Genomic DNA, 25881 nt, shown 5'->3' with positions numbered 1-25881 from the left:
GTCTGTGGACCTGCCCGTTAAAGCACGACGTTGGGGCCATGATCTTCGAGGCTCGCCCCAAAGTGGCTGCCTAAAGCCGTGGAGCCGACCGCCCCAGCCACGATGTGTTCTGACCTCATGCCGCCGGCCAACCCTCTCCAGGGCGCGCGTCGGCGCAGCCCGCCGGAGCGGGCCGAAGGCAGGAGCGGCGGCGGAGCGGAGCCGGGAGCGCGCCCGGCGGAGCGGAGCGCAGCCGGGGCTTGATGAGGTAGAGAAATCCGTAACTCCGACCTGCCGGAGGGCTGTTCGGGCGCTCACTGTCACTTTTACTGACAGCGTCACGGTTCGGCGTGGGTACCGTCGTAGTGTCGAAGGGAACCCATGATGGCTGAACTGACCACAGGGCAGCGCGTAGCACGGGCGCGGCGCCGTCTCGGCTGGGATCAAGCGCAGTTGGCGGCATCTGTCGATCGCTCTGTGAGCTGGGTATCGAAGATCGAAACCGGTCGCCTTCCGCTTGATCGAATGAGTGTCCTCGGGCAGATCGCCGAGGTTCTGGGTGTAGAGGTCGTAGAGCTGACCGGTCAGCCGTACCGTCACGAGACTGCGGAACTCGACTCCGGTCACGCCGCGATCCCCGGTCTCCGGCTCGCGCTTCAACAGGCAACCATGCCTGGCGGCGCGGCCTTGATCCCCGTGACGGACGTCCCGGCTCTTCCCGCACTCACGGGGCGGGTCGAAGCGGCCGAGAGGCTGAGGCAGGATGCGAAGTTCGCTGCCCTGGGTGACGTTCTCCCTCAGATTCTTCGCGACCTGGTCGTCCTGTGCGATACGGCCGAGGGTCAAGACGTACCGCGGGCCGAGTCGCTCATGCTGCGGGCGAGCCACATGGCGCGGGTGTCGTCCAACCTCCTCGGTCACCATGACCTCGGATGGAGCGCTGTTCAGCGTGAGCTGGTGGCGGCGGAGCGGGCAGAGTCTCCGATCCTCCGCGCTGCGGCTCGCTGGGATCTCTGCGGTCTATGGCTGCACGAGGGGGAGCTAGGCGCGGCGCGCGACATGGCACGCAAGGCTCTCGATGACCTCGAACCTCACATGGGGACGGCTGATCAGACGTTGCGCGCGCTGTGGGGTGCGATGCATCTGCGGGCCGCCGTCGCCTGGTCCCGACTCTGGGATCGGCCGGAGGCGGAGTCCCATCTGGCTGAGGCTCGACAGGCGGCGGCCGGCGTACCGGAGGACGGCAACGCATTCCAGACTCAGTTCAACGCGGTCAACGCAGAGATCCACTCGGTGGAAGTGAGCTTGGAACTGGGCCACCCTCGCGATGTGCTCTCGCGTGCCGAGCTGGTCAACATCGGTCACATCGCATCGGGCGAGCGGCAGTCGCACTTCTGGGTCTGCACCGCTGTCGGCCAGATGATGAATGGCAAGTCGGCCCTGGCGGCTGACGCGATCCTGCGGGCTGACGCGATCGCCCCTCAGCACGTGCGCAACAGGCCGATCGCCCGGAACCTCGTGGACGACCTGAGGTCGACGGACAAGCACGCGCACACGGCGGAGATCAGGCGTCTCGCCGCGAGTATGAAACTGGGCTGATCACTGACTGGGGGACAGACGCTGTGAGGGTCGCGGACAGGGCGCGATTATTAGTAGAGCTGCACGAGATCCGGAAGAAGCTCGCCGAAGCTGCCCAGCGGGTCGAGCGGCTGTCTTCCTCGGTCAAGGACGTTCGCGAACCTGGGTCTCAAGGCGGTCGAGCCGTGAGTTGATCAGTTCCAGAGCGGCCCTGATCTCGCCGAGTTCATCGGCCATGGTGCTGGCCTCTTCCGGCGAGTCTGCGAAGCCCGGATCGCTGGCGACGAAGGTCCCGCGCCCTTGCTGGCTCACGATGAGCTGTTCGCGTCGCAGGATGTCGAGAGCGTGGCGAATGGTCATCGCCGCAACGCCGTAGCGTTCGGCCATTTTCGCGTTCCCGTCGAGCCGCTGACCAGGCTTGAGGGCCCCCGAGGCAATCTTCCTTCGGAGGTCGTGGGCGACCTGCTCGTAGGCGCTACGCGGATCGTCCTGGCTCACTGTCACCTCCCCAGGTTACCTAAGTGACCTAAAGAAATCTGCCCCAGGTCTTGCGTGGAATCGTCCAGCAACTAATCTAGGTAACACAAGAGAAGTTAGACAGGTTGATTCGCCTGTCAAAGCCAGGGGCGGCGCTCCTACCGCCAAGCAGATTCGCCGCCCCTCGTCCCCTAAGGGAGCTTCCATCATGCCTGCAACGTTGGTCGCACCGCATGCATCTGCATCCGCTGCGATGATCGCGACCCTTTCCGGAATGGAACGCGCGGTCGCCCTCTACTCGTCGGACATGCCGAACGGGTACCGGCTCCGGAGTTCTTCGGACTCGGCGCTGATCGCTTGGATCCTCCAGGGCGTTGTGCGACTCGGACGTGAGGAGACTCGTCGGCGCGCGTCGTATCTGGCCGGACATCGCAAGCTCTGGTTGCGGGACATGACCACCCAGGAAATCGACCGTCGGCACGCGGAGCGGTTCCCGTCCGCCCGCCGCCTCGACCGGGCGGAGGAACTGGCGTCTGCCTCGGTCATGTGGCTGGTCGGGGTCGCCCCGGAAGCTCGGCACCTCCCGGCGGTCATCGACGGCTGCTGCCCGGAGTGCGACGACTCCGGAAAGGTCTGGGGGACCTGGGTCATCGACGCTGGCTCGGACTGGTCTGAAGAGGGCTATCGAGCCTGCTGGGCCTGCCAGACCGGTGGCGGTGTCGCATGAGTACCCTCCCGTCCTGCTCCGACCTGCTCGACGCCATCCCGCCCACCTGCCCCGGCTGCGCGGCGCACGCCCCGCACTGGCGCTGGGTCCGCGCCGATGACATGCGCATCCTCACCCACGACGGTGACCTGATCTGCCCGAACGACCGCACCTTCGGCTACACCCCCGCTGTCGTCCCGGCTCCGCTGCCCGTGGTCGAGCCGCTGGAGGTGGCCGCGTGACGGTGTTCCCCGTCCCCCCGGAGGCCGTGGCTGGTGCTGCGGCCTCCATGGGCACAGACCCGTTAACCCTGGCCGATCTCCTGCGGGTTGCTGGCTCCCCGGACTTCGACCGCTGGCAGGAACAGGTACGCCGTACCGGCGGGTGCTCGCACCCGATCCGGCTCCAGGGCCAGACCGTCACCCGCGACCGGGAGACCGGCGACGTCCTGTACTCGTACAGCACCGAGAACGAGCCGGGCGGCATGCTCCGGGTCGCGTGCGGCAACCGGCGGGCCTCGCGCTGCCCGTCGTGCGCCTGGACGTACGCCGGGGACGTCTACCACCTGATCCGTGCCGGGATCACCGGTGACTCCCGGATGGGTATCTCCGGGGAGATCCGCCAGCATCCCGGCGTCTTCGCCACCCTCACCGCACCCTCGTTCGGCCCCGTCCACAACCGGCCTGCGTCCGGCCGCTGCCGCTGCCGCTGCGGCGCCCAGCACGCCGAGGGCGATCCCGCGCTCGGTACGGCCCTCGACCTCGCCCGGTACGACTACGCCGGGGCGGTGCTGTGGAACAACCACGCTGGCGACCTGTGGCGCCGGTTCACCATCTACCTGCGCCGGGAGGTCGCCGCCCGCGCGGGCCTGTCTCAGACGGCCTTGAAGGAGGTGTGCCGGGTCTCCTTCGGCAAGGTTGCCGAGTTCCAGAAGCGCGGCGCCGTGCACTTCCACGCGGTGGTGCGGATGGATGGTCCGGACGGGCCCGACTCTCCTCCGCCGGCCTGGGCCACGGTCGCTCTCCTAGATGATGCGATCAGGGCGGCGGCTGCTCGGGTCGCGGTGCCTGTGCCCGCGAGTGGGGACTTCCCGGCCCGCACCCTGCGGTGGGGTACTCAGGTCGACGTTCAGCCGATCGGCAGCCTGACCGGTGTCGAGCTGACCGACGGGGCGGTCGCCTCCTACGTCGCCAAATACGCCACCAAGGCGGCCGAGACCACCGAGACCGTGGACCGCCGGATCGGGGAACTCTCGGAACTCGACAAGCTGTCCCTGCCCGCGCACACCCGGTGCCTGATCGAAGCGTGCCGGGACCTGGACGACGCCTATCCGGACCGGATGCTGTGGCGCTGGGCCCACATGCTCGGCTTTCGGGGCCACTTCATGACCAAGTCCCGCGCCTACTCGACCACCCTGGGCGAGCGGCGCCAGGTCCGCGCCGACTACCGGGCCCGCCAGGAGCGCCGTGAACGGGGCCTGCCGGAAGACCTTGATGACGCGGAGGGCTCCACGCTCGTGCTCGCCCACTGGGTCTATGCCGGACAGGGCCACACGCCGGGAGAGTCCTGGCTGGCCGAATCGATCGCGAAGGAGATCCGACTGAACCGAGAGACCGCACGCGAAGCCCTGGCCGACATGCCGGATCACGAGACAGAGGGGGAGTGGTGATCGTGGACCGACTTCTCAGCGTGCAACAGGTCGCCGAAGTCCTCGGCACAGGGGTGCGATTCCCCCGGCGTCTGATCGAGGAACGTCGGATCACCTTCGTGAAGGTCGGGCGGCACGTCCGCATCCCAGAGTGGGCCGTTGAGGCGTACGTCGCCGCGAACACCGTGCAACCGGTCGCCGCGGGGCCTGCGGGGCTTAGGAGGGTCGCCTAATGGCGTCGAAGCGTAGATCCCGGCGGAACTTCGGCAGGGTCCGCAAGCTGCCCTCCGGCCGGTATCAGGCTCGGTACCCGGGGCCTGACGGCGTACTCAGGCCTGCTGATAGGACGTTCGCCACGACGGCGGATGCTGATCGCTGGCTGGCAAAGAAGCGCATCGAGATCGAGGGTGGCCGATGGCTCGACCCCACTGAGGGGCAGACGATCTTACGAGACTGGGCCGCTCGCTGGCTGGCTGCGGTCTCTCCGCAGCTCAAGCACACGACCCAAGCGTCGTACCGGTCCCTGATCAACTCGGTGATCACTCCAACGCTCGGGGATCGTGAGTTGTCGAGCCTTCGGCCGATGACCGTGACCGAGTGGGTCGCAGGGATGCGGACCAAGGGACTCAGCGCCTCGCGCATCCGGCAGGCGTACCGGGTCCTGTCCCAGATCATGCAGTCTGCGGTCGACAACGACATGATCGCGCAGACTCCTTGCCGGGGAGTGAAGCTGCCCCGGATGCCTGAGACAGAGCCGCACATCGTCACGCCGCTCGAAGCGTCCCGCATCGTTCGGAGCGCCGCGAAACCACATGACCTGTTGATCGCTCTTCTCGCCTTCGCGGGCCTGCGCGTGGGAGAAGCCTTCGCCCTGCGACGCGTGGACATCGACGTGTCCGGCGGCTTCGTGCTCGTGGACGAGAACCTTGCCGAAGCCAACGGCGTTCTGGTCTTCGACACCCCCAAGTCCCATCAGAAGCGGCTCTTGCGCATCGCGCCTTCGCTCGTGCTGCGGCTTGCGGCGTACCTGGAGACCTTGCCCGGCGGTGATGACGCGCTGCTCTTCACCACGCTCGCGGGCAAGCCCATGCGCTACAACCAGTGGCGCAAGGCGTACTTCGACCCGGCGGTGACGGCGGCCGGCCTCACGGACTTGACCCCGCACGATCTGCGGGCCTCGCACGGGACTTGGGTCGCCGACCGGTACGGCGTGATGACGGCCGCTCACCGACTCGGCCACTCGAACGCGAGCGTCACCACACGGCACTACGCCCGTCCCGTCGCCGGGCGTGATGACCAAGTGGCCGAAGCCTCGGACTCCTGGTTCAACGGACACGATCACGACCGAGGGGCACGTAGCGGGCACGACAGCGTCAGCGGTGGCTCGACAGACGAGTCCCCACCCGTCTGACCTGCGGCGGAGGGCCTGACGCCTGGTGATCGGCGAAAGGTCTTGAAAACCGTCGTGGCGCGAGTCACCGTGGGTTCAAATCCCACACCCACCGCAGTTGGACGGCCCCTGACCGGGTAACTCGGTCAGGGGCCGTTCGCGCGTCCCGGCACCACCGGCGCGGACCGGTGCCCCGTCGGGTGCGGCCGGTACGGCCTTTCCTACCGCTGCCGGGGCTGCGGGGCCGTCATGCGGGAGGCCGAGGCGATCGTCGAGCGGGCCTCTCGTTCGGTCAGGCCCGTGCGGACGGCGGCCTGGACGAGCGGGGCGGTGAGCTGGGGGCCGATGCCGTTCTCGTAGGCGCGGCAGGCGGCCCAGAAGAGGCGGGTGTTGCGCTGGCCCTCGTGCGCGGCGAGGACGAACTGGACCAGCCCCTGACCCTGTCGTTCGCTCGCGGAGGACGTGGAGGGTGCGGCGGGCGCGGAGTGCTGGGCGCGGGTCGGAGGCGGGGGCAGGAGCAGGCGCAGGAGTTCGGGCGGGCAGGGCGCGGGTGCGAGCCGGGAGGTGCCGGGAGCCGTCCCGTACACGCCCTGTTCGGTGCGTGAGCCGGGGCCGACGAGGTAGCCGCCGGCGCCGCGGATGTCGATGCCGGGGGCGAGCCGGCTCGCCGAGTTGGGGACGACGACGTCCGGCGGTCCGCTCAGCCACAGATGGCGACCGCCGCTGGGGGTCACGACGACGACCGTGTCCGGGATCGTGAAGAGGTGCCGCAGCGCCAGTTCGCGCAGGGCGGTCGAGGAGTCGGTGTCGGACTTGGTGTCGAGGTCGACGCCGATGAGGTGGTGCGGGTGCAGCCCGCAGGCGATGCCGTAGCCGGTGGCCCAGGGGGCGGCGGCGAACAGCTCGCGGATGCGCCGGGGTTCGGTCGAGGCGTCGTACACGCCGTGCCCGAAGCGGCCGCATTCGCCGTGGCACGGTCGGGGGTCGGGGTCGTCGCGGTGGGGGGAGCGCAGGGCCGGGAGCTTCGTACGGGACAGCGGGATCACCGCGAGTCCGCGCTCCGCTGCGGACAGGGCGTGAGCCAGGGCCAGAGTGGTGGCCCGCCGGTCGATGGTGGCCATGCATCCATAATCGTACGAGTGTTCGAGAAAAGGAAGGCTTCTCCGGGCTCGCGCGAGAGCCGGTCGGGTGAGAGGTGGGAACGGCCGGAAAGGTGCCGGAACGCTTCAGCCGTTGCGGGGTCCGGGTCCCTGGCCGACAGAGGGTCTGAGCAGGGACTTTACGAGTGTTGCACTGGTTTATCGACATGTCATCACGCTTGAGGGGGAATCACGGCTTCCGGTGTGGTTCGCCCCGGACGGCCTGGGCAACTCTGGACTCGCGACGTCGTGGACAGCGCCGAGGCGGCCGGCCAACCGCCCCGGAACAAGCCGTACTTCCCGTACGCCCCGGCTCAACGCCGGTGCGTGCAACCGCTCCTGGAGGAACTCGCATGGCAAGCATCCGTACCGCCCGCGTTCTCGCCGCCGCCGAGGTCGGGCGTGACAACAGCGGCAACTCCTCGGCCACACGACAACAGGCGGCCGGTTCGGGGGCCTCGAACCAGAGCAACGCCGCCCAGGTGAACGGCTCCGCACCCACGGCCCTCAACCAGGGCAACGCGAACGTCCTGGTCAACTTCGCCGGGTTCTGACGACCGGGGCCGGCGGGCTTCGTTCGGCCGGGGGCCTCTCCTTGGGGTGAGGGGCTTCTTCGCGGGGCGGGATCAGGGGTGGGGCTCGGGGGCGGGGCCCAGGGGTGGGACTTCGGAGGTGGGGCTCCGGGGTGAGGGCGAGGTGGGGGTGGGGTCGGGGGCGAGGCGGGGGGAGGGGGGAACCGAAAGGTCTGCGCGACGGTGCTTCGGCACCGTCGCGCAGGCGTTTCGGTCGGCTCCCGGGTCGCCCCTGGTCCCGCCGTCGGCCCGGTCCCGCGACCTTGACAGGCAACAGCATCTGACGGACAGTCAGAAAACCTTGTTCGTACGAGGTCCGGGAGGGCCGCCGCCGTGCACCTCGCCCCCACCGAGCGCCAGCAGCGGCTGCGCGCCGAACTCCGCACGTACTTCAGGGACCTGATGCCGGACGGACCGCCGTCCGCCGACGACCCCGCCCGGCAGCGGGCACTGCTGCGCCGCATCGGAGCCGACGGCCTGCTCGGGCTCGGCTGGCCGGTCGCGTACGGCGGACAGGGACGCGGAGCGGACGAGCAGTTCGTCTTCTTCGACGAGGCCTACCGGGCCGGCGCCCCCGTCTCGATGGTCACGCTGAACACCGTCGGACCGACCCTCATGAAGTACGGCAGCGAGGAACAGAAGGAGTACTTCCTGCCGCGCATCCTGAGGGGCGACCTCGTCTTCGCCATCGGGTACTCGGAACCGTCGGCCGGCACGGACCTGGCCTCGCTGCGCACCCGCGCCGTCCGGGAGCCCGGGGAGAACGGGGAGAACGGGGCGGAGGGAGGGTTCTGGCGGATCGACGGGCAGAAGATCTTCACGTCCAACGCCCAGAACGCCGACTGGATCTGGCTCGCCTGCCGGACCGACCCGGACGCGCCCCGGCACCGGGGCATCTCGATCCTGCTCGTCCCCACCGGCGCCCCCGGCTTCTCCTGGACGCCGATCGAGACGGTGGGCGGCCAGACCACCACGGCGACGTACTACGACGGGATCCGCGTCCCGGCCGGGAACCTCGTCGGCGAGGAGAACGGCGGCTGGGGGCTCATCACGAGCCAGCTCAACCACGAGCGGGTCGCCCTCGCCGCGATCGGCATGCAGGCCGAGGACTTCTACGCGGCCGCGCTGGAGGCGGTCCGCACCCCTGATCCGGTGACCGGGCGGCGCGCGGCGGACGAGCCGTGGGTGCGCTTCCAGCTAGCCGAGGTGCATGCCCGGCTGGCGGCGTCGCGCCTGCTCAACTGGCGTCTGGTGGGAGACGTGGGAGCGGGCGGACCGGCGCCCGGGGACGCGAGCGGCGTGAAGGTCATGGGGACCGAGTCCGCGGTCGCGGTGTACCGGATGTGCCAGCACGTCGTGGGACCGGAGGCCCTGGTCCGCTCCGGTTCGGCGGGGGCGTTCGGGGACGGCGAACTGGAGCGGATGAACAGGGCGGCCCAGATCAACACGTTCGGGGGCGGGGTGAGCGAGGTGCAGCGGGAGATCGTCGCGACGATGCGGCTCGGCATGCGGAGGGGGCGGCGGTGAGCGGCCGGGGGACGGCCGGCGAGGGCCCGGCCGGCGAGGGCCCGGCCAGCGAGGGCCGGGCCGACGAGGGCCGGGCGGCGGGAGACGGCGTCGTGCCCGACGGCGAGGCGCTGGAAGGAGCCGGGCGAGGGAAGGCCGTGCGGGAGAAGGCGGGTCCGGACGGGGCCGGGCGGGAGGAGGCGGGTCCGGGCGGAGTCGGGCGGGACGCAGCAGGCTCCGGGGGCGGTGCGTCCGACGGGGACGTACTGTCGGCGCGGCTGAAGGAGTACCAGGGGCGTACGGCCACCGTCGGGGGTGTCGGCAGGGACCCGGTCAACGCGCCGATGATCCGGCACTGGTGCGAGGCGATGGGCGACACCAACCCGGCGTACACGGGGCCGGACGCGGTGGCCCCGCCCACCATGCTCCAGGCGTGGACGATGAGCGGCCTCTCCGGGCACGCCGACCGGCCCGGCCGCTCAGAGACCTACGACGAACTGTTCGCCCTCCTCGACGCCGCCGGATACACCTCCATCGTCGCCACCGACTGCGAACAGGAGTACCTGCGGCCGTTGCGGCCCGGGGACGAGGTCACCTTCGACTCGATGATCGAGTCGGTGTCCGGACGCAAGACGACCAAGCTGGGCACGGGGTACTTCGTCACGACCCGCATGGACATCCGGGTGGGCGGTGAGCTCGCCGGGACGCACCGGTTCCGCATCCTCAAGTACGCCCCGGCGCGACGGAGTCCGAAGGTCACGGACGCGGAACGGGTGGCGCCCGGCACCGCGGAACCGAGGAGCCGGCGTCCGCGTCCGGTGGTCAACCGGGACAACGCCGGGTTCTGGGAGGGCGTCGGACGGCACCGGCTGCTGATCCAGCGCTGCACGGCGTGCGGGACCCTGCGCTTCCCGTGGCTGCCCGGGTGCGGGGAGTGCGGCGGCCCGGACTGGGACACGGTCGAGTCGTGCGGCGAGGGGACCGTGTACTCGTACGTCGTCATGCACCATCCGCCGTTCCCGGCCTTCGACCCTCCCTACGCCGTCGCCCTGGTCGAACTCGCCGAGGGCGTGCGGATCGTGAGCAACGTGGTGGGGGTGCCGTACGACGAGGTGCGGATCGGGATGCCGGTGCGGCTGGAATTCCGGCAGTACGACGACGTGGAGCTGCCCGTCTTCCGGGCCGCCGCCACTGCCGCCGCCGCTACTGTCGGCGCCGCTACTGTCGGCGCCGCTGCTGTCGGCGGCCCGGGCGGGGGGAGCTGACATGGACTTCACGCCCACCGAGGAACAGGCCGCCGCCGCGGATCTGGCCGCACGGATCCTCGCCGACCACTCCACCCCCGAACGCCTCACCGCGGCCGGTACGGGCAGCGACGCCGGACTGTGGAAGGAGCTGTGCGCCGCCGGACTGGTGGGGGCGGTCGCGGACACCGGGCTCCTCGGACTGGTCCTGATGCTGGAGGAACAGGGGCGCGTCACGGCGCAGGTGCCGTTCGCCGCGAGCTGTGTGTACGGGCTGCTGGCGGTGGCGGCACACGGATCGCCGGAGCAGCGCGAGCGGCTGCTGCCGGGGATCGTCGACGGGACGGTGGTGGTGACGGGCGCGATCGCGCACCCGGAGGCCCTGCCGCCCGCCGAGACGGCCTCTGGCCCCGCGACCATCTCCGCCTCCGCCCCCGCGACCATCTCCGCCTCCGAGACGGCCTCCGCCCCCGCGAACCTCTCTGTCTCGGTCTCCGCCTCCCCCTCTGCCTCCGCCCCCGTCTCTGCGCCCCTCTCCCCTTCCACATCCCTCTCCCTCTCTGGGACGTTGACCGGGGTTCTTCCCGTCGTGCCGTGGCTGCGGGACGCCACTCACGTGCTCGTGGCCGACGGCCGGCGTCGGCTCTGGCTGGTCCGCACCGCCGAGGCGGCGGCGAGCGAGCCGGTGGAGCTGACGGCGCCCTGGTCGGCCGGGCGGCTGACGCTGGACGGGACACCGGCGGAGGCACTGGGCGCGGCGGGGGCGTACGACGACCTGCTGGCGACGGCCCGTACGGCCTTCGCCGGGCTCCAGGCCGGAGTGTGCGCGGGTTCACTGGCGCGGGCGGTGGAGCACACGAACACGCGGGAGCAGTTCGGGCAGCCGCTCGCGGTTCGGCAGGGCGTCCAACTGCGCGCCGCAGACGCGTACATGGACACCGAGGCGATACGGGTGACGGCGTACGAGGCCGCCTGGCGGCGCGACGAGGGGCTGCCGTACGCGACGCACGCCCTCACGGCCGCGTGGTGGGCGTCCGAGGCCGGCCGGCGGGTGGTGCACACCGGCCAGCATCTGCACGGCGGAGCGGGCGCCGACCTCGGGCACCCCGTCCACCGGCACTTCCTGTGGGGCAGGCAACTGGACGCTTATCTGGGCTGCGGGGGAGAACTGCTCCAGGAACTGGGGGAGTTGATCGCGAACGGGAAGGTGGAGACATGAGGGTGGGCGAGGTGCTGCCGCCGCTGGAGATCGAGATCACCCGCACGCTGATCGTGGCCGGGGCGATCGCCTCACGGGACTACCAGGACGTCCATCATGACGCGGACCTGGCGCGGGCGAAGGGGTCGCCGGACATCTTCATGAACATCCTGACGACCAACGGCCTCGTCGGACGGTACGTGACCGACCACTTCGGCCCGGCCGCCGTGCTGCGCAGGGTGGCGATACGGCTGGGCGCCCCCAACCACCCAGGAGACACCATGGTGTTGACCGGATCCGTCGAGGAGGTCGACGGCGACACGGCGACGGTCAGGATCCTCGGCGCCAACGGCGTCGGCCGACACGTCATGGGAACGGTGACGGTGACGGTCCCGGCAGGCGGTGCCGGATGAGTGTGCGCACGCGGGACGACCTCGGCGGACGGGCGGCGATCGTCGGCATCGGGGCCACCGAGTTCTCCAAGGACTCGGGGCGCAGCGAGCTGCGGCTGGCGGTCGAGGCGGTGCGGGCCGCGCTCGACGACGCGGGGCTGACACCGGGGGACGTGGACGGGCTGGTCACTTTCACGATGGACACCAGCCCGGAGATCACCGTGGCGCAGGCGGCCGGGATGGGGGAGCTGTCGTTCTTCTCGCGCGTCCACTACGGCGGTGGCGCGGCCTGCGCGACCGTCCAGCAGGCGGCGCTCGCGGTCGCAACCGGCGTGGCCGAGGTCGTGGTCTGCTACCGGGCGTTCAACGAGCGGTCGGGCCGCAGATTCGGGTCGGGGGTGCAGCGGCGGGAGCCGTCGGCGGAGGGTGCGGCGCTGGGCTGGGCCCTGCCGTTCGGGCTGCTCACGCCGGCCTCCTGGGTGGCGATGGCGGCCCAGCGGTATCTGCACACGTACGGACTGACCCCCGAGGCGTTCGGCCATGTCGCGGTGGTGGACCGGAAGTACGCGGCGACGAACCCGGCCGCGTACTTCCACGGCAGGCCGATCACCCTGGCCGAGCACGCGGCGTCGCGCTGGATCGTGGAGCCGCTGCGGCTGCTGGACTGCTGTCAGGAGACCGACGGCGGCCAGGCGCTGGTGGTCACCTCCGTGGAGCGGGCCCGCGATCTGCCGCACCCCTCGGCGGTGATCACGGCCGCCGCCCAGGGTGCGGGCCGGGCGCAGGAGCAGATGACCAGCTTCTACCGTGACGAGCTGACCGGGCTTCCGGAGATGGGTGTGGTGGCCCGGCAGCTGTGGCGGACGGCGGGAATGGGGCCGGCGGACATCGACGTGGGAATCCTGTACGACCATTTCACGCCGTTCGTGCTGATGCAGTTGGAGGAGTTCGGCTTCTGCAAGCCGGGTGAGGCCGCGGATTTCGTCGCCGAGGAGAGGCTGCCGCTGAACACGCACGGGGGGCAGCTCGGGGAGGCGTATCTGCACGGGATGAACGGGATAGCGGAGGGGGTGCGGCAGCTGCGGGGCACGTCCGTGAACCAGGTGCCGGGTGCCGGGCGCGTGCTGGTGACCGCGGGAACCGGGGTCCCGACCTCGGGCCTGATCCTCGGCTCCGACGCCTGAGAGCACCACCGACCCGCACCCCCTGTGGCCGGGTGGCCGCCTGCGCCTCTTCCCGGCCCACTTGGCCCCGAGGCCTGCCCCGCCCGGCCGGCGACCCCACCCCTCTTTCTCGCCCCCTCCGCCCCTACCCGTCCCGTACCTGGGGCTCCGCCCCAGACCCCGCTCCTCAATCGCCGGAGGGGCTGAACTTTTGCCGGCCGGGACTGAATTTTCCCGGCCGGGGCTGGATGTTCCCGGCAGGGGTTGGATGTTCCCGGCAGGGGTTGGAACCTTCGTCGGCCGGAGCTGGATTTTGCCGCGCGCCCGAAACGTTGCCCGTGCGGACGGATCTCGCACCCGCAGTCGGGATCCGGCGTGAGGGGACGTGGCGGTACATCGATGGCCGTCGCCACTAACGGTCACTTCTCTGCCCGACGGCGGCGGCCTGATGCACCGGCGCGGCCCCGACCCACCCACCGGACCGAACCGCGCCCGGCGGCCGTCTCTCAGGGGCGAACCCTCAGACGGGGCGACCCGCTTGTCCACCTTCAGGAGGTGGGGCCGGCCCCGTCTCTACAACCTGAGGCGGACACCGCTTCGGGACCTGCGGCCGATCCGCCGGACGAGGGGGCGAACCTAGCGTGGAGCCATGACCACACTCGTCTGCACGAGCGCCTCGAACGCGGCCACCGGGGCGGCACGGACCCGTTCGTACCCGTCGTTCTCGTCGTACGTGAGGGCGCGCCAGCCGGTGCTGCTGCGTACCGCCCGGTCGCTCACCGCGAACCCGAGCGACGCGGAGGACCTGCTGCAGACGGCACTGACGAAGACGTACGTCGCCTGGGACCGGATCGAGGACCACCGGGCGCTGGACGGCTACGTGCGGCGCGCGCTGCTGAACACGCGGACGTCGCAGTGGCGCAAGCGCAAGGTCGACGAGTTCGTCTGCGAGGAGCTGCCGGAGCCGGAAGGACTCCCGGCCGCCGACCCCGCCGAGCAGCAGGCACTGCGCGACGCCATGTGGCGGGCGATCATGAAGCTGCCGGCGCGGCAGCGGGCGATGGTGGTGCTGCGCTACTACGAGGACCTGAGCGAGGCCCAGACCGCGGAGGTCCTCGGGGTCTCCGTCGGTACGGTCAAGTCGGCGGTCTCCCGCGCACTGGGCAAACTCCGCGAGGACCCCGAGCTGATCCCCGTCCGCCAGGACACCGGCCGCCCGGTGGCCGTCCGTCACTGAGCCCCGGTCGGCAAGCCTCCGCCGGCAGGCCCCCCTCCCGCCGTCGGCCCGCCTCCGAGCACCCCCCGAGGTGATCGATCATTCCGGGGCCTAGTGACATACCACGCGGTATGTGAGCAGAATCAGCGCAACCCATTACTACCGCGTAGGCAATGTCGCCCCCGGGAGGACGCCGTGCTGAGCACGATGCAGGACGTACCGCTGACTGTGACCCGCATTCTGGAGCACGGGGCGCTGATCCACGGAGAGTCGCAGATCACGACCTGGACCGGCGAGGGCGAACCGCACCGCCGCAGCTTCCGTGAGGCCGGCCGGCGCGCCCACCAGCTCGCCCACGCCCTGCGCGACGACCTCGGGGTGACGGGCGACGAGCGCGTGGCGACCCTGATGTGGAACAACGCCGAGCACGTCGAGGCGTACTTCGCGATCCCCTCCATGGGCGCCGTGCTGCACACCCTGAACCTCCGCCTCCCGGCCGAGCAGCTCGTCTTCATCGTCAACCACGCCGCCGACCGCGTCGTCCTCGCCAACGGCTCGCTGCTCCCGCTCCTCGCACCGCTCCTCCCCCAACTCCCGACGGTCGAGCACGTCGTGGTCTCGGGTCCCGGCGACCGTTCGGTGCTCGACGGTACGGGCGTGCGGGTGCACGACTACGAGGAACTGCTCGCCGGCAAGCCGGACGTCTTCGCGTGGCCGGAGATCGACGAGCGGCAGGCCGCGGCCATGTGCTACACCTCCGGGACCACCGGGGACCCCAAGGGCGTCGTGTACTCCCACCGTTCGATCTACCTGCACTCCATGCAGGTGAACATGGCCCAGTCGATGGGGCTCACCGACCTCGACACGACCCTCGTCGTGGTCCCGCAGTTCCACAACTGTGAGCCTAAAGGGGCATCACGGCAACGGGGCCGGTCGGCCTGGTCACCGCACAGGCAACGGGGGAAAGTGACCCACCGCGCCACCTGTGGCAACGCCGGTCGCGTCCTCGCGGGAGGCCGCCATGTTTAGCACCATGCAGGACGCCCCGTTGACCGTGAGCCGCATCCTGCGGCATGGCGTAAGGGTCCACGGTTCGTCGCTGGTCATCACCTGGACAGGCGGTGAAGCGCAGCGCCGCACCTTCGCCGAGGTGGGCGCGCGAGCCGGGCAGCTGGCTCACGCGCTCCGCGAGCTGGGCGTCGGCGAGGGGGATGTCGCGGGAACCCTGATGTGGAACAACTCCGAGCATGTGGAGGCGTACTTTGCGGTGCCGTCCATGGGCGCAGTTCTCCACACCCTGAATCTCCGCCTTCCGGCCGACCAGCTGAGCTATATCGCGCGCCACGCCGGCGACAAGGTGATCATGGTCAACGGCTCGTTGGTCGGGCTGCTGCTCCCTCTCCTTCCGAACCTGCCACGCCTTGAGCATGTGGTCGTGTCCGGCCCAGTGGCGGACGACGCCCGCGCGGCACTGTCCGCGGCTTCCGGCGTGCAAGTGCACGAGTACGAGGAACTGATCGCCGGGCACCCCACGGCCTACGACTGGCCGGAGCTGGACGAGCGGCGAGCGGCCTCGCTCTGCTACACGTCCGGTACGACCGGAGAGCCGAAGGGAGTCGCGTACTCGCATCGGTCCATCTATCTGCACTCCATGCAGGTCAACATGGCCGAGTCGATGGGGCTCACGGACGCGGATCTCTCGCTCGTGATTGTCCCGCAATTTCATTGCAATTCGTGGGGTTTGCCCCATGCGGCGTTCATGACCGGCGTCAACATGCTGATGCCTGACCGGTTCTTGCAGCCTGGCCCGATCGCCGAAATGATCGAGCGCGAGCGACCGACGCACGCCGCGGCTGTGCCCACCATCTGGCAAGGGTTGCTTGCCGAGTTGACCGCGAAACCGCGTGATGTCAGCACGCTGACACAGGTCACGATCGGCGGCTCGGCCTGTCCCCCTGCCCTGATGAAGGCGTTCGACGATCTCGGTATGCGGGTGTTCCACGCGTGGGGCATGACCGAGACTTCGCCGTTGGGCACGGTCGCGAGGCCGCCGGCCAACGTGGCGCCCGGCTCCGAGGAAGAGTTCGCCTATCGGCTTACTCAGGGCCGGTTCCCGGCGGGGGTCGAGGGGCGCCTCATTGGTCCGGGCGGCGAGGAACTGCCGTGGGATGGCACGTCAGCCGGTGAGTTGGAAGTGCGCGGGCCCTGGATCGCCGGCGCGTACTTCGGCGGGGTCGAGGGCGAGGCCACGCGTCCGGCCGACAAGTTCAGCGAGGACGGTTGGTTGAAGACTGGCGACGTTGGGTCGATCAGCGCAGACGGATTCCTGACCCTCACCGACCGGGCGAAAGACGTGATCAAGTCGGGCGGCGAGTGGATTTCGTCGGTCGAGCTTGAGAACGTCCTGATGTCCCATCCCGACGTTGCCGAGGCCGCCGTCGTGGCTGTCCCCGACGAGAAGTGGGGAGAGCGGCCGTTGGCAACCGTGGTGTTCCGGGAGGGTGCCGCGGCTGACTGGTCGGCCCTGCGGGAACACCTGGCCTCCAACGGCATCGCGCGGTGGCAGCTACCGGAACGGTGGGCCCTGGTGGCTGAGGTGCCTAAGACGAGCGTGGGGAAGTTCGACAAGAAGGTGTTGCGCGGACGCTACGCGGACGGCGCGTTGGAGGTCACGCGGGTCTGAGACCCGACGGCGCCCACGCCGAGCAGGCCGCGGCCCCGGCACCTGACCAGGTACCGGGGCCGTTCTGTGCGGTCCGCCGTCCCGCACGGGGGGAACGGTGACGGCGGACCTCCCCCGCTACCGGCTCACTGGCTCACAGCGGCGGGGGGACCAGGAGCGCGCCGACGGGGCGCGCGTCACGGGGTGGCTCATCCTCTTGGGTGGTCGCGAACAGGCTTGTACGCTCGGCAGCAGCGGGCCGACCCGGAGTCTTCCTTACTCCGGGGCGGCCCCTTCTCTGTGCCGGTCATACGTGGTACGTCGTTCCCCAGCGCATCGCGCCGCGGTTGAAGCAGTCGACCGCGTGCTCGCCGAGCGTGGCCTGATCGGCCCCGGCGTCGAGGGGGTCGAACAGCACGTACACGCGGACCGGCTTCCCCGTGCGGACCAGGCGCACCCAGTCGAACGACGCGGCCACGCGCACCCTGTACGTGTCGTGGCCGTAGTCGAGCCACGGCAACCCTGCCCGCATACGGATGCGGTGCCCGATGTACGGCGGGCGGTCGTCGTGCGGGCCGAGATTCATCGCGCCGGCGAGCCTGGCCATACCCGCGTTGATTCGCTCGACGCTCTCGTGTGCGAGACGCGGCGGCACGTGGTAGGCGAGCAGCTGCGCGACCTCGATCCCGCCCATGTCCTGTATGCCGGTTGCGAACCGAACACCGGCGATGAACTGAGGGCCGGGCGCTTCGTTCACCTCGGGCGCGGTCGTCTCGGGCATGGTCACGACGCCTTCACCTCCGCCCACACCGACTTGCCCATCGGGATGTCCTCGATTCCCCAGGAACCGGGGCACAGTGCGTTGAGGATGATCAACCCTCGGCCGCGGTCGCGGTGTTCGGACTCGGGGCGGACCTTGGGCACTCGACGCACGGGGTCGTGGACCTCGATGCGGGTCCGGCTCTCGTCGGCGTCGAGCACGACGCGTACGGAGTCCTCGGGTTCGGTTCCGTAGCGAATCGAGTTGGTGACCAGCTCACACGCGACCAGGACGGCGGTAAAGACGTGGTCCTCGGATGCGCCCGGAACGTGGTACGTCACGAACTCGCGTACGAACTCGCGGGCCGCTTTGGCGGATTCGTACTCGCCGGCCAGTAAGAGAATCGGCGGGGGGCCGACAGCGGGTGTGCAGCAGGCGGGCAGACCGGCCCGCCGTAGTTCGATCATGCTTGTCCCCTCACGGGTGAGCGCCAGAGCGCGCATGTATTTCGTAGCACGCGCCGGGCAGCTTTGACCTTTCGTTACGACAGATTGCTCCCTCAACTCTCCCTAGTGCAAGCCCTGTCATGCCATCGTAGAAATTTGCATATGCCGGTAGGAGGGGGCCGCGTTGTGTTAAGTACGCAGGTGACAGCCGATGACGGGTGCAGGCAGACTGTCGGGCAAGCCACCGAAGGGGAGGGCAACAAAGTGGGTGCGCCTACAGTGCGCCGTCGGCGCCTCGGTGCGAAGCTGCGCGCGCTGCGCGCCGAACTCACCCTCGAAGAGGTCGCCGAGCGTTCCAAGGGCCTGTTCGTGTACTCCAAGCTGTCGAGGATCGAGACGGCGAAGAGTCCGGCCAAGGCAAAGGACATTGACGCCCTGCTCGATCTGTACGTCGAGCTGGGCCGGGAAGTGAGCGACGAACTGCGCGCCGCGCTGCTCACGCTCACCAAGGAAGGGGCGCAGCGGGGTTGGTGGCACTCGTACCGGGGAGTCCTCACGCCCGTGTACGAGGATCTGATCAGCCTGGAGGCCGAGGCCGAATCGGTCTCGTCGTGGCAGCTGGGCGCGGTTCCCGGCCTGCTCCAGACCGGCGAGTACGCCCGCGAGCTGATGCGAGCAATGGCTATGTCCGAGGCGATCGAGGCGCGCGTCGATGCCCTGGTCGAGGTCCGCCTCGCACGACAGGCCGTACTCACGCGCGAGGACCCGCTCACCCTGTGGGCGATCGTCGCCGAGCAGGCCCTACGCTCGACCTCCGAGGTCGACGGCCTGATGCATGACCAGCTGGGCCGTCTGGTGGCCATGGGCAAGAGGCCGAACGTCAACATTCAGGTGTTGCCCAGCAACGCGCCGTTGCACGTCGGTCAGCTGGGCAGTTTCACGGTCCTCGGGTTCGGGCCGCACGCTGACCTTGATGTCGTGCATACCGAGGGTCTGACCTCGGCCCTGTACGTCGAGGAACGCGAGCAGATCACCGCTCACCGTGATGCCTGGCAACGTCTGACCTCCGCCGCTCTCTCTGTCGAGGCGTCGGCGGAACTGATCACAGAGATAAGGAAGCAAGCATGAAGCATGTTGACGACGCCTCCACCCTGCCCGTGACGTGGTGGAAGTCCACGTTCAGCGACAGCGGTACGCAGTGCGTCGAGTGCGGCATCGTGGATGCCGAGACGGTGGCCGTTCGGGACAGCAAGGACCCGCACGGGCCCGCGCTGCTGTTCGGCCGTTCCGCGCTGTCCGCGTTCGCCGCTGCGGCGGCGGCCGGTCAGTTCGGCAGCAAGTAAGGGAGCCATACGCGTAACGACGGCCCGCCCCCGCCCAATTCGGGGGCGGGCCGTCCGTGTTGTGGGCCTCGGCGCGAGCCTACGGCGAGCAGGCCGCCGGGGGGAACACGACAACGCCCCCCGCACGGCCACAGACGGCCGTACGGGGGGCGCTGCTTATCTGCGGGTGGCGAACTGCCACAGGGTGAGTGCGAGGCCGACCAGGCCGACCAGGGCGGCGATGCTCGGCAGGGGCCACCGGGCGCGTTCGAGGGCGTCGAGCCGGGCTATGTCGCGCTTCTGGCGCTCGGTCTCTCCCCGCTCGACGGTGTCGAGGCGTCCGTCGTGGTCGTCGAGCCGGCGGGCGTGTTCCTTGATCTGCTCGTCGGTCTGGTCGTGTCGCTGCATGAGCAGGGCGAGGGCGCCGTCGGTGCGGGTGAAACCCACTTCGATCGTGCGCCGGATGCGCTCCAGTTCTACGGCGACGGCGGCCGGGTCCGACGGCGAGGGGCTGGTCGTCACTTCGGAGTGCCCCCGGTGTCCGGCGCGGTGTCGACCAGGCCGAGGCCGAACCGGTCGAGGACCGCCTCGACGGACGGCAGGGCCATGACGCGCGCGAGGCCGCCGGCGGCGGCGAGGCCGGCGGCGACCCACGGCAGGGACTCGGGTACGCCGGACGCGTCCACGATGGCGGGCAGGGCGACGGCGAACCCGACGATGCCCTGTATGACGGTGCGTACGGTGCGCTTGTTGGCGTCGGTCATGCGGTGGTGCTCCTGGTTCTGTGTGGGCGAGCAGGAAGGGGCGGCGCGGTCACGCGGTGACGGTGAACCCGTGCTTCCGCGCGAGGGCGTCGAGCGAGGCGCGGCCGGGCAGGCCGTCGGCGGCGGCACCGGAGTACCCGCAACGTCGCTGCCACGCCGCGTACGCCGTCTTGGTCTGGGTGCCGAAATGGCCGTCGGCGTACTTCTTGGCGAGCAGTCCCTCGGCGGCGAGGGCGTCCTCGACGATCCGGGCGCCCGCGTACGAGACCGGCGTACCGGCCTTGGCCGGGTCGGTCCGGGCGGCGGCGAGCAGCTGGGACAGGTCGACCACCTTCGCCGCCGGCTTCGGCTTGCTGGGCAGGGCGCCGAGCAGCTTCCGGAGCGTCGATTCCCCCGGCACGCCGTCGGCGTCCGACCCGCTGTAGCCCAACGACTTCTGGTAGTCGCTGTAGTTCTCGGTGTCGGCGTCCGACCAGGCCGGGCCGGGCCCCTCGGCGTAGTGCTTCCCGAACCCCTTCGCGACCAGGGCGCGGCCGACGGCGGTCACGTGGTCGCCCTTGGCGCCGTACCCGTAGGCGAGGCCGCCGATCGTGACGCGGTACCGGGCGACGCCGGTCGGCTCGTCCGGCGCGGTGCTGCCGGTGAGCTTCTTCGCCCGGCGGACGATCTCGGGCAGCTGGGCGACGATCCGGGAGCCGGGACACGACGTGTGTCCGCCCCACGCGCTACCGCCGAGGCCGTGGTACGCGAGGCCGCGGTCGCTGGTCGACGTGGCGACCTTGAGCGGCACGTCGTGGGTCACGTGGGCCCACGCCAGTACCTCGGCGTTGCGGTCGAGCTGGGCCTCGGTGAGGGTGTCGCCGCCCTGTCCCTCGTTCTCGACGGACAGCCACGCGGAGTTGCCCGCGGCCTGGGCCCACGCACGGTCGGACGTGTCGACCCACTGAGTGAGGGCGCCGCCCTTGCCGGTGCCGAAGTGGGACGACGCGCGGGCCTTGCTGTTGCGGAACCACGAATCGGTTCCGCCGAGGGTTCCGGCCATGATGTGCACGACGACGCCGCGTACCTCGGCCTGCCCGTTGTTGGTGTAGTTGACGGCGATCGGGCGCCATGTGGCGCCGGGCATACGTGCCACGGTGGGTGTCTCCAGACATGAAAAAACGCCCTCGGCGCGGTGCGCGGGGCGTACGGGCAGGAAGGGTGATCAGGCGGCGAGGGCCACGATCGGGATGTCGTGATCGGCGAGCGCCGTCGCGGCCGTCGGGCTGACCGTGGTCGGCAACGTGGACTGTGCCGCGATGTACCAGGCGCGCGGGAACGGCGTCGTGGTCATGAAGAAGTTGGCGGCGGCGACCGGCGACTCGTTCTGTACGTGGAAGTAGGAGAAATCGGCCGTGCCGCCCGTGGTCATGAGCCACGCCACCCAGTACCGGCCGGGCGCGAGCGTCGTCGAGGCGAACGACAGGGGCACGGCCCCGATGTGGTTCGCGTCCATGGCCGGCAGCGTCCCGGTTTCCTGGCCGGCCATGGTCAGCGCGACGTTGCTCGACGCGACGACGCGCGTCCCGTCCTCGCGGTAGATGCCGGCCATGTACCTGTTGGCCGTCACCCCTCCGTACCCGCGGGCGAACATCACGGCCTTGGTGACCGTGGTCGACTCGGTGATGTTGACGCCGGTCAGGTACAGGCGTTGCGGGGTGAGGTACTTCGTAGCCGGGTTGGCCACGCCGTACGGGTCGCACGCCCACGCCTGAAAGCCGAGGCTCTGCGGGGTCCACACGTTCTTGGGGACCACGGTCGGCAGCTGCGCGACGGGGAGACGCGTCGTCGAGTCGAGCGACGCGACGCCGTTCGCTGCGGCGCGCGCCGTGGTGGCGAGGGCGCCCACGGCGGCGGCCGTGTGGGTGTGCCCGGCGGTCGCCGCTCCCACGTCGCCGGCGGCGAGGACGACAACGCCCGTGTACCCGTTGACGGACGCGACGGCGCCCCCGCCGCTGCTGGTCGGCAGCTGGGCGGCGGGTACCTTCCCGTCCGCGCCCAGCTGCGCGATGCCGTTCGCGGCCCCGGCGGCGGTCGTCGGGATGGCGCCCACGTCGGCGGCGGCGAGGACGACCGCGGCGACAGACTTCCCGTTGACCGACTGCACTACGCCCGGCGCTCCGGGCGTGCCGGCCGCGCCCTGGTCGCCCTTGACGCCCTGGGGGCCGACCAGCGACGCGAGCCACTGGGCGCGGGTGCCGCTGTAGCCGGCGGCGACGGCGACCGCGTACGCGTCGGCGCCCGCCGGTCCGGTGCTGCCGGTGTTGCCCTTGACGCCCTGGGCGCCGACCAGCGACGCGAGCCACTGGGACACGGTGCCGGTGAATCCCGCGGCGACGGCGACCTCGTACGCGCTGTCGCCGCGTACCGCGACGTAGGACGGCGTCGAGGGGTCGGTCGGCGCGATGTCGGCGAGGTCGACCTCGGGCGACTCGCTCGGCAGCAGGATGGAGTACACCCGGTTGATCGCCACGCCCGCGAGCTGTTCGGCGACCTGGTACGACCAGTCGCTCGGGTTCATGCCGGGCGCGTCGGTCGCCGGTAGGACGACCTCGAACGCCCCGGTGGAGTCGAGCGGCGCGGTGACCGGCCCGCCGAGGATCACGTCGTACGCGCCGAACGTGACCAGGCTCGGGGCCCGCAACACGACCTGTCCCGTAAGCGGGCGGCCGTCAGGCGTCAGGAACCGGCCGGTCAGTCGAACGGTCGGTATCCCCTCGGGGAGCGGCATCGGTGGGTTCCTCCATGGTCGGTGGGGTGAAGAGGTTCGGGTCGTTGCCGGGCGCGGGCAGGGTGCCGCCGCTCTCGGGGTCGGGGGCGGGCGAGGGCGTGGTCACGGGGCCTCCGAGGGGGTGAAACTGTTCCGCGTGTAGACGCCGAGACAGTTCGTACGGATCGTGCCCGTGCCGCTGCGCACGGAGTGCTTCAACCGGTAGTTGCAGTGGTCCATGAACCCCTGCCGTACGGGCTTGGTGATCTCGTGGAACGTCCAGCCGTTCGAGGTGTTGGCGACCCATGAATCGATCTCGCCGAGGCCGTCGTCGAACGACACGTCGGCGGTGACGCCCGCCGGGGTGTACGTCTCGAACGCCGCGTACAGAACGGCGTTCATGAGCCGGCTCGCGCCGGTCCACGCCGTGGTGGTCGTGGTGCTGCTCGTTTCGCGCCCGGACGTGGGTTGCATGGGGATGGGCATCGACGGCCGGCCGAGGAATGCGTCGGCGTAGGCGTCATCCATGACGATGACTTCGCCGTCGCGCGACCACATGCGGACCATTTGCGCGTTGCCGCTGTTGAAGTCGTCGCCGATGGTGAGTGCGGCGGTGCCGCCCTCCCGGCCGAGGCCGACGCCCCAGTCACCTTGCGGGGTCTGGCCGACGATGAACGTCCGCTGTCCGCCGGGGGTCTGGGCGATCAGCTGCCCGCCCTCGCCGATCAGCACGTCGCCGGCCAACACCTGATTGAGGGCGGGGCGCATCTGCGCGCGCCCGCGCAGCTGCCGTACCTCGCGTTCGAGGGCTGCGATCCGGTCGAGTACGTCCTGTGGGACGAACGGCATTACGGGGCCTCCAGGAAGAGTTGGGCGGTCTCGGGGCGCCCGCGCTCGGGCGGGCTCACGCTGATGCCGACCACGCGGTACCGGGCGTCGAGCGCGGTCGGGTGCCACAGGTCGCGGATGCGGAGACGGATGGTCGAGCCGACCAGGCCGGGCGTGATCGCTCCGCCGAGTCGGACCGTGATTTCGGGGATGGTCACCGGGTTGCGGGCGGCGGCCTGGTCGGCGCGGGCGTAGGCGTCGAGGGTGTCCTGTCGCTCAACCGTGGTGTAGTCGCTCGAACCGTCGAGGCGCGGCCACCCGGCGGCGAGGTCGTCGTCGGCGACCAGGACCGGCGAGGTAAGCGGGTAGCTGTCGGCGGCCTGGTTCGTGTTGATGGACGCGCCGCGGGTCTGCCACGCGTTCGCCTTCCGGGTGGCGTCGACCGGCCACGTGTAGGACAGGACCGGCCCCGGATGGTCGAGGACGACCTCGGACGCGCCCGTACGGATCGTGGGGTGTCCCAGCTGCAACCGCTTGATCCGGCGGCCGTCGCTGTCGCGGAAGCTCGCGATGCGCCACTCGAACCCGTTCTCGACGGCGGCGAGGTCGTCGAGCAGGTCGCCGATGCTCGGGAGGTCGTAGCGCAGGTACGTGCGGTCGCGCACGATGCCGGACGGGTCGGCGTCGTACGTGATGCCGATGTCGCCGCCGGTCGTGTTCTGCGCGTAGTCGACTAGGCCGCGCGCTATGTCGAACTGGTCGACCTGCTCGGCGATCTGGGTGTCGTACAGCAACCGCCGGTAGAGGTAGCTTTCCCACCCGCCGGCCTGAATCTGGGCGCCGAGGAAACCGCGGCTGTCCGAGGCGAGGGCGAGCGTCCACAGGATGCCGCCCCACCACAGGTCGCGCCCGCGCTCGACCCATATCCCCGTGCGGCCGGGCAGGATCGCCCGGCGGGCCCGTTCGGCCATGGCGCGGTTGGGAATCGGCACGGTGCCGGTGAACCGGCCCGTCTTGCCGATGTAGTCGTCGAGGGCGACGCCCTGCACGGGCAGGGCGTCGAGCAGCTGGTCGGTTCGCAGGTCGCAGAACAGGACCCGGTACGGGGGCGCGGCGCGCACGGCACCCCCCGTCACGGCAGCAGGAACGTGCACGACGCCCTGATGTTCCGGTCGCTGCGCAGCGCGCCGTTTCCGGTCCACGTGCGCAGCGTGATCACACCGGACGTGGACAGGCGGGCGCTGCCCTCGCCGTATCCGTCGGACACCGATATGTCGGCGTCGATGCTCGGGCGCCACCCGCTCGGCAGGGTGCCGATCGCCTCGTCGTTGATGTTGCCGGCCGTCTCCACGTTGAGTTGCGCGCCCTTGCGGCTGACCTCGACGACGAAAGCGCACACGCCCGCGTCGGGGTTGCGGCGCGCGGCGAAGCTGTTCAGCGTGTACGTGGACGACACGACGAATCCGGTCGCGGTCGACTCGGTCCGGCGCGGGGCACGGTAGGTCTGCCACTCGGCGGCCGTCGCGTTCCAGCGTTCCAACTCGCCGCCGTTGTCCCGGTACTGGCCGTCGTACGAGCCGTTGAAGTTGAGCCCCCACCCGCGGGGGATGATGCCGCCGGCGGCCGTGGTGTAGCGCCGCCGGTCGCCGAGGGCGCTCCCCCAGTTGATGCCGCCCACGCCCGCCGAGGTGCCCGCGGGTACGGCCACGTCCCACAGGCGCAGACTCGCCGGTTCCAGGGTCGGCGCGGTCGGCGTGGCGCCGGGGTCGCCCTCGACGACCTCGATACGGGCGAGGTTCTGCCCTTCCTGGTCGAACAGGGCGTCGAGCACGCGCACGGCGACGGTGTCGATACGGCCGAACTGCGCGTCGCCGTCGGTGAACGTGAGGGTGACCGGCCCGTCGTTGGCGATCGGGTACGCGCCCTGGGCGTCGGTGCCCTGTACGTACGCGCGCCCGGCGCCGATCTGGAGTTGCATGGCGGCGACGCCGGTCGCGGCGAACGGGTCGCCACCCGGTAGGACGCCGTCGCGGACCCTGATCGGCGACTCGTGCGCGACGGGCGAAACGGGGGCGAGGCGGGTGTCTTCACGGGTCTGTGCCTTGGGCAGCAGCCATGCGGAACGCACGGTCACGGGGGGTG

At 70.4% G+C, this 25881-nt stretch carries 27 protein-coding genes, 1 tRNA gene and 1 pseudogene; 18 read left to right on the top strand and 11 right to left on the bottom strand.

The features are described 5' to 3' along the window. Positions 1–363 precede the first annotated feature (363 nt). The gene (locus tag ACFYYF_RS15930) at positions 364–1578 is read left to right on the top strand and encodes a multiprotein-bridging factor 1 family protein (protein WP_388775943.1); all 1215 of its coding nucleotides are present in this window, start codon (positions 364–366) and stop codon (positions 1576–1578) included. Positions 1579–1701: 123 nt separating this feature from the next. On the opposite strand, the gene ACFYYF_RS15925 is transcribed toward ACFYYF_RS15930, so the two are convergent. After that, positions 1702–2055 (bottom strand): GntR family transcriptional regulator, encoded by a 354-nt coding sequence (locus ACFYYF_RS15925; protein ID WP_388775940.1) that lies wholly within the window; start codon positions 2053–2055, stop codon positions 1702–1704. Positions 2056–2485: 430 nt separating this feature from the next. Between ACFYYF_RS15925 and ACFYYF_RS15920 the strand changes: the two genes are divergently transcribed. The 6 genes from ACFYYF_RS15920 (at position 2486) to ACFYYF_RS15895 (ending at position 5895) form a co-directional block, all read left to right on the top strand. Continuing rightward, a complete protein-coding gene (locus ACFYYF_RS15920) occupies positions 2486–2761 on the top strand; it encodes a hypothetical protein (protein WP_388775938.1) in 276 nt (91 codons plus the stop codon). Next, positions 2758–2982: a hypothetical protein gene (locus ACFYYF_RS15915; RefSeq protein ID WP_388775935.1), complete on the top strand. Its 225-nt coding sequence runs from the start codon at positions 2758–2760 to the stop codon at positions 2980–2982. Before ACFYYF_RS15920 ends, ACFYYF_RS15915 begins: the two co-directional genes overlap by 4 nt. 47 nt (positions 2983–3029) lie before the next feature. Next, positions 3030–4409, top strand: coding sequence for a replication initiator protein RepSA (repSA, locus tag ACFYYF_RS15910; RefSeq protein ID WP_388775932.1), 1380 nt, complete (start codon positions 3030–3032; stop codon positions 4407–4409). Continuing rightward, positions 4409–4621 carry a helix-turn-helix domain-containing protein gene (locus ACFYYF_RS15905; protein WP_388776746.1) on the top strand — a complete coding sequence of 71 codons (213 nt, stop codon included), beginning with the start codon at positions 4409–4411 and terminating at the stop codon, positions 4619–4621. Before repSA ends, ACFYYF_RS15905 begins: the two co-directional genes overlap by 1 nt. Next, positions 4621–5799 carry a tyrosine-type recombinase/integrase gene (locus ACFYYF_RS15900; protein ID WP_388775929.1) on the top strand — a complete coding sequence of 393 codons (1179 nt, stop codon included), beginning with the start codon at positions 4621–4623 and terminating at the stop codon, positions 5797–5799. Before ACFYYF_RS15905 ends, ACFYYF_RS15900 begins: the two co-directional genes overlap by 1 nt. A 6-nt stretch (positions 5800–5805) precedes the next feature. Continuing rightward, positions 5806–5895: transfer RNA gene (locus ACFYYF_RS15895), tRNA-Ser, on the top strand. Between the two features lie 104 nt (positions 5896–5999). Here the strand turns inward: ACFYYF_RS15895 and ACFYYF_RS15890 are convergent. Further along, entirely contained in the window at positions 6000–6899 is a 900-nt protein-coding gene (locus ACFYYF_RS15890; RefSeq protein ID WP_388775926.1) for a bifunctional DNA primase/polymerase, read from the bottom strand. A 185-nt stretch (positions 6900–7084) separates the two neighbouring features. On the opposite strand from ACFYYF_RS15890, the gene ACFYYF_RS15885 reads away from it, so the two are divergent. From ACFYYF_RS15885 to ACFYYF_RS15845, 9 genes and pseudogenes are all read left to right on the top strand, one after another. After that, positions 7085–7471, top strand: a complete 387-nt coding sequence (locus tag ACFYYF_RS15885) for a hypothetical protein (protein ID WP_388775923.1) — start codon at positions 7085–7087, stop codon at positions 7469–7471. A gap of 351 nt (positions 7472–7822) precedes the next feature. After that, positions 7823–9016 (top strand): acyl-CoA dehydrogenase family protein, encoded by a 1194-nt coding sequence (locus tag ACFYYF_RS15880; protein WP_388775920.1) that lies wholly within the window; start codon positions 7823–7825, stop codon positions 9014–9016. 245 nt (positions 9017–9261) lie between these two features. Further along, a complete protein-coding gene (locus ACFYYF_RS15875; protein WP_388776744.1) occupies positions 9262–10260 on the top strand; it encodes a bifunctional MaoC family dehydratase N-terminal/OB-fold nucleic acid binding domain-containing protein in 999 nt (332 codons plus the stop codon). 1 nt (position 10261) lies between these two features. Beyond that, positions 10262–11458, top strand: coding sequence for an acyl-CoA dehydrogenase family protein (locus ACFYYF_RS15870; protein WP_388775917.1), 1197 nt, complete (start codon positions 10262–10264; stop codon positions 11456–11458). After that, positions 11455–11850: a MaoC family dehydratase gene (locus ACFYYF_RS15865; RefSeq protein WP_388775915.1), complete on the top strand. Its 396-nt coding sequence runs from the start codon at positions 11455–11457 to the stop codon at positions 11848–11850. The genes ACFYYF_RS15870 and ACFYYF_RS15865 overlap by 4 nt, the downstream gene beginning before the upstream one ends. Next, positions 11847–13013, top strand: a complete 1167-nt coding sequence (locus ACFYYF_RS15860) for a lipid-transfer protein (protein ID WP_388775913.1) — start codon at positions 11847–11849, stop codon at positions 13011–13013. The genes ACFYYF_RS15865 and ACFYYF_RS15860 overlap by 4 nt, the downstream gene beginning before the upstream one ends. A gap of 628 nt (positions 13014–13641) precedes the next feature. After that, the gene (locus ACFYYF_RS15855; RefSeq protein WP_388775911.1) at positions 13642–14229 is read left to right on the top strand and encodes a SigE family RNA polymerase sigma factor; all 588 of its coding nucleotides are present in this window, start codon (positions 13642–13644) and stop codon (positions 14227–14229) included. 174 nt (positions 14230–14403) lie between these two features. Next, positions 14404–15102, top strand: a pseudogene (locus ACFYYF_RS15850) (AMP-binding protein); the annotation flags it as partial. A 127-nt stretch (positions 15103–15229) separates the two neighbouring features. Further along, positions 15230–16891 (top strand): long-chain fatty acid--CoA ligase, encoded by a 1662-nt coding sequence (locus ACFYYF_RS15845; RefSeq protein WP_388775909.1) that lies wholly within the window; start codon positions 15230–15232, stop codon positions 16889–16891. 286 nt (positions 16892–17177) lie between these two features. Here the strand turns inward: ACFYYF_RS15845 and ACFYYF_RS15840 are convergent, their stop codons facing one another. Beyond that, positions 17178–17651 carry a hypothetical protein gene (locus ACFYYF_RS15840; RefSeq protein WP_388776742.1) on the bottom strand — a complete coding sequence of 158 codons (474 nt, stop codon included), beginning with the start codon at positions 17649–17651 and terminating at the stop codon, positions 17178–17180. Between the two features lie 2 nt (positions 17652–17653). Then, positions 17654–18097, bottom strand: coding sequence for an ATP-binding protein (locus ACFYYF_RS15835; protein WP_388775906.1), 444 nt, complete (start codon positions 18095–18097; stop codon positions 17654–17656). A 243-nt stretch (positions 18098–18340) separates the two neighbouring features. Between ACFYYF_RS15835 and ACFYYF_RS15830 the strand changes: the two genes are divergently transcribed. Continuing rightward, positions 18341–19204, top strand: coding sequence for a helix-turn-helix domain-containing protein (locus tag ACFYYF_RS15830; RefSeq protein WP_388775903.1), 864 nt, complete (start codon positions 18341–18343; stop codon positions 19202–19204). Next, positions 19201–19419, top strand: coding sequence for a DUF397 domain-containing protein (locus tag ACFYYF_RS15825; protein ID WP_388775900.1), 219 nt, complete (start codon positions 19201–19203; stop codon positions 19417–19419). The genes ACFYYF_RS15830 and ACFYYF_RS15825 overlap by 4 nt, the downstream gene beginning before the upstream one ends. Positions 19420–19575: 156 nt before the next feature. Here ACFYYF_RS15825 and ACFYYF_RS15820 read toward each other — a convergent pair whose 3' ends face one another. The 7 genes from ACFYYF_RS15820 to ACFYYF_RS15790 form a co-directional block, all read right to left on the bottom strand. Further along, the gene (locus ACFYYF_RS15820; protein WP_388775897.1) at positions 19576–19920 is read right to left on the bottom strand and encodes a hypothetical protein; all 345 of its coding nucleotides are present in this window, start codon (positions 19918–19920) and stop codon (positions 19576–19578) included. Continuing rightward, the gene (locus ACFYYF_RS15815) at positions 19917–20162 is read right to left on the bottom strand and encodes a hypothetical protein (RefSeq protein WP_388775895.1); all 246 of its coding nucleotides are present in this window, start codon (positions 20160–20162) and stop codon (positions 19917–19919) included. The genes ACFYYF_RS15820 and ACFYYF_RS15815 overlap by 4 nt, the downstream gene beginning before the upstream one ends. A gap of 49 nt (positions 20163–20211) precedes the next feature. Next, a complete protein-coding gene (locus ACFYYF_RS15810; RefSeq protein WP_388775892.1) occupies positions 20212–21288 on the bottom strand; it encodes a peptidoglycan-binding protein in 1077 nt (358 codons plus the stop codon). Positions 21289–21366: 78 nt separating this feature from the next. After that, positions 21367–22932 (bottom strand): hypothetical protein, encoded by a 1566-nt coding sequence (locus tag ACFYYF_RS15805; RefSeq protein WP_388775889.1) that lies wholly within the window; start codon positions 22930–22932, stop codon positions 21367–21369. Positions 22933–23034: 102 nt separating this feature from the next. After that, entirely contained in the window at positions 23035–23760 is a 726-nt protein-coding gene (locus ACFYYF_RS15800; protein WP_388775886.1) for a hypothetical protein, read from the bottom strand. Further along, positions 23760–24860: a hypothetical protein gene (locus ACFYYF_RS15795; protein ID WP_388775884.1), complete on the bottom strand. Its 1101-nt coding sequence runs from the start codon at positions 24858–24860 to the stop codon at positions 23760–23762. The genes ACFYYF_RS15800 and ACFYYF_RS15795 overlap by 1 nt, the downstream gene beginning before the upstream one ends. Before the next feature lie 11 nt (positions 24861–24871). Continuing rightward, entirely contained in the window at positions 24872–25873 is a 1002-nt protein-coding gene (locus tag ACFYYF_RS15790) for a hypothetical protein (RefSeq protein WP_388775882.1), read from the bottom strand. Positions 25874–25881 lie beyond the last annotated feature (8 nt).

The sequence above is a fragment of the Streptomyces sp. NPDC001914 genome (assembly GCF_042891215.1).
Classification (GTDB): domain Bacteria; phylum Actinomycetota; class Actinomycetes; order Streptomycetales; family Streptomycetaceae; genus Streptomyces.
Note: the sequence above shows the minus strand (reverse complement) of the source record. Positions and strands in the feature narration are given on the sequence as shown.

Bases quoted from the DNA above. Each gene is read 5' to 3' on its own strand.
- ACFYYF_RS15815 (WP_388775895.1), bottom strand. From the start codon at position 20,162: ATGACCGACGCCAACAAGCGCACCGTACGCACCGTCATACAGGGCATC.
- ACFYYF_RS15805 (WP_388775889.1), bottom strand. From the start codon at position 22,932: ATGCCGCTCCCCGAGGGGATACCGACCGTTCGACTGACCGGCCGGTTC.
- ACFYYF_RS15835 (WP_388775906.1), bottom strand. From the start codon at position 18,097: ATGATCGAACTACGGCGGGCCGGTCTGCCCGCCTGCTGCACACCCGCT.
- repSA (WP_388775932.1), top strand. From the start codon at position 3,030: ATGGGCACAGACCCGTTAACCCTGGCCGATCTCCTGCGGGTTGCTGGC.
- ACFYYF_RS15915 (WP_388775935.1), top strand. From the start codon at position 2,758: ATGAGTACCCTCCCGTCCTGCTCCGACCTGCTCGACGCCATCCCGCCC.
- ACFYYF_RS15870 (WP_388775917.1), top strand. From the start codon at position 10,262: ATGGACTTCACGCCCACCGAGGAACAGGCCGCCGCCGCGGATCTGGCC.
- ACFYYF_RS15920 (WP_388775938.1), top strand. From the start codon at position 2,486: ATGACCACCCAGGAAATCGACCGTCGGCACGCGGAGCGGTTCCCGTCC.
- ACFYYF_RS15865 (WP_388775915.1), top strand. From the start codon at position 11,455: ATGAGGGTGGGCGAGGTGCTGCCGCCGCTGGAGATCGAGATCACCCGC.
- ACFYYF_RS15900 (WP_388775929.1), top strand. From the start codon at position 4,621: ATGGCGTCGAAGCGTAGATCCCGGCGGAACTTCGGCAGGGTCCGCAAG.
- ACFYYF_RS15890 (WP_388775926.1), bottom strand. From the start codon at position 6,899: ATGGCCACCATCGACCGGCGGGCCACCACTCTGGCCCTGGCTCACGCC.
- ACFYYF_RS15885 (WP_388775923.1), top strand. From the start codon at position 7,085: ATGTCATCACGCTTGAGGGGGAATCACGGCTTCCGGTGTGGTTCGCCC.
- ACFYYF_RS15825 (WP_388775900.1), top strand. From the start codon at position 19,201: ATGAAGCATGTTGACGACGCCTCCACCCTGCCCGTGACGTGGTGGAAG.
- ACFYYF_RS15930 (WP_388775943.1), top strand. From the start codon at position 364: ATGGCTGAACTGACCACAGGGCAGCGCGTAGCACGGGCGCGGCGCCGT.
- ACFYYF_RS15845 (WP_388775909.1), top strand. From the start codon at position 15,230: ATGTTTAGCACCATGCAGGACGCCCCGTTGACCGTGAGCCGCATCCTG.
- ACFYYF_RS15840 (WP_388776742.1), bottom strand. From the start codon at position 17,651: ATGCCCGAGACGACCGCGCCCGAGGTGAACGAAGCGCCCGGCCCTCAG.
- ACFYYF_RS15810 (WP_388775892.1), bottom strand. From the start codon at position 21,288: ATGCCCGGCGCCACATGGCGCCCGATCGCCGTCAACTACACCAACAAC.
- ACFYYF_RS15860 (WP_388775913.1), top strand. From the start codon at position 11,847: ATGAGTGTGCGCACGCGGGACGACCTCGGCGGACGGGCGGCGATCGTC.
- ACFYYF_RS15855 (WP_388775911.1), top strand. From the start codon at position 13,642: ATGACCACACTCGTCTGCACGAGCGCCTCGAACGCGGCCACCGGGGCG.
- ACFYYF_RS15800 (WP_388775886.1), bottom strand. From the start codon at position 23,760: ATGCCGTTCGTCCCACAGGACGTACTCGACCGGATCGCAGCCCTCGAA.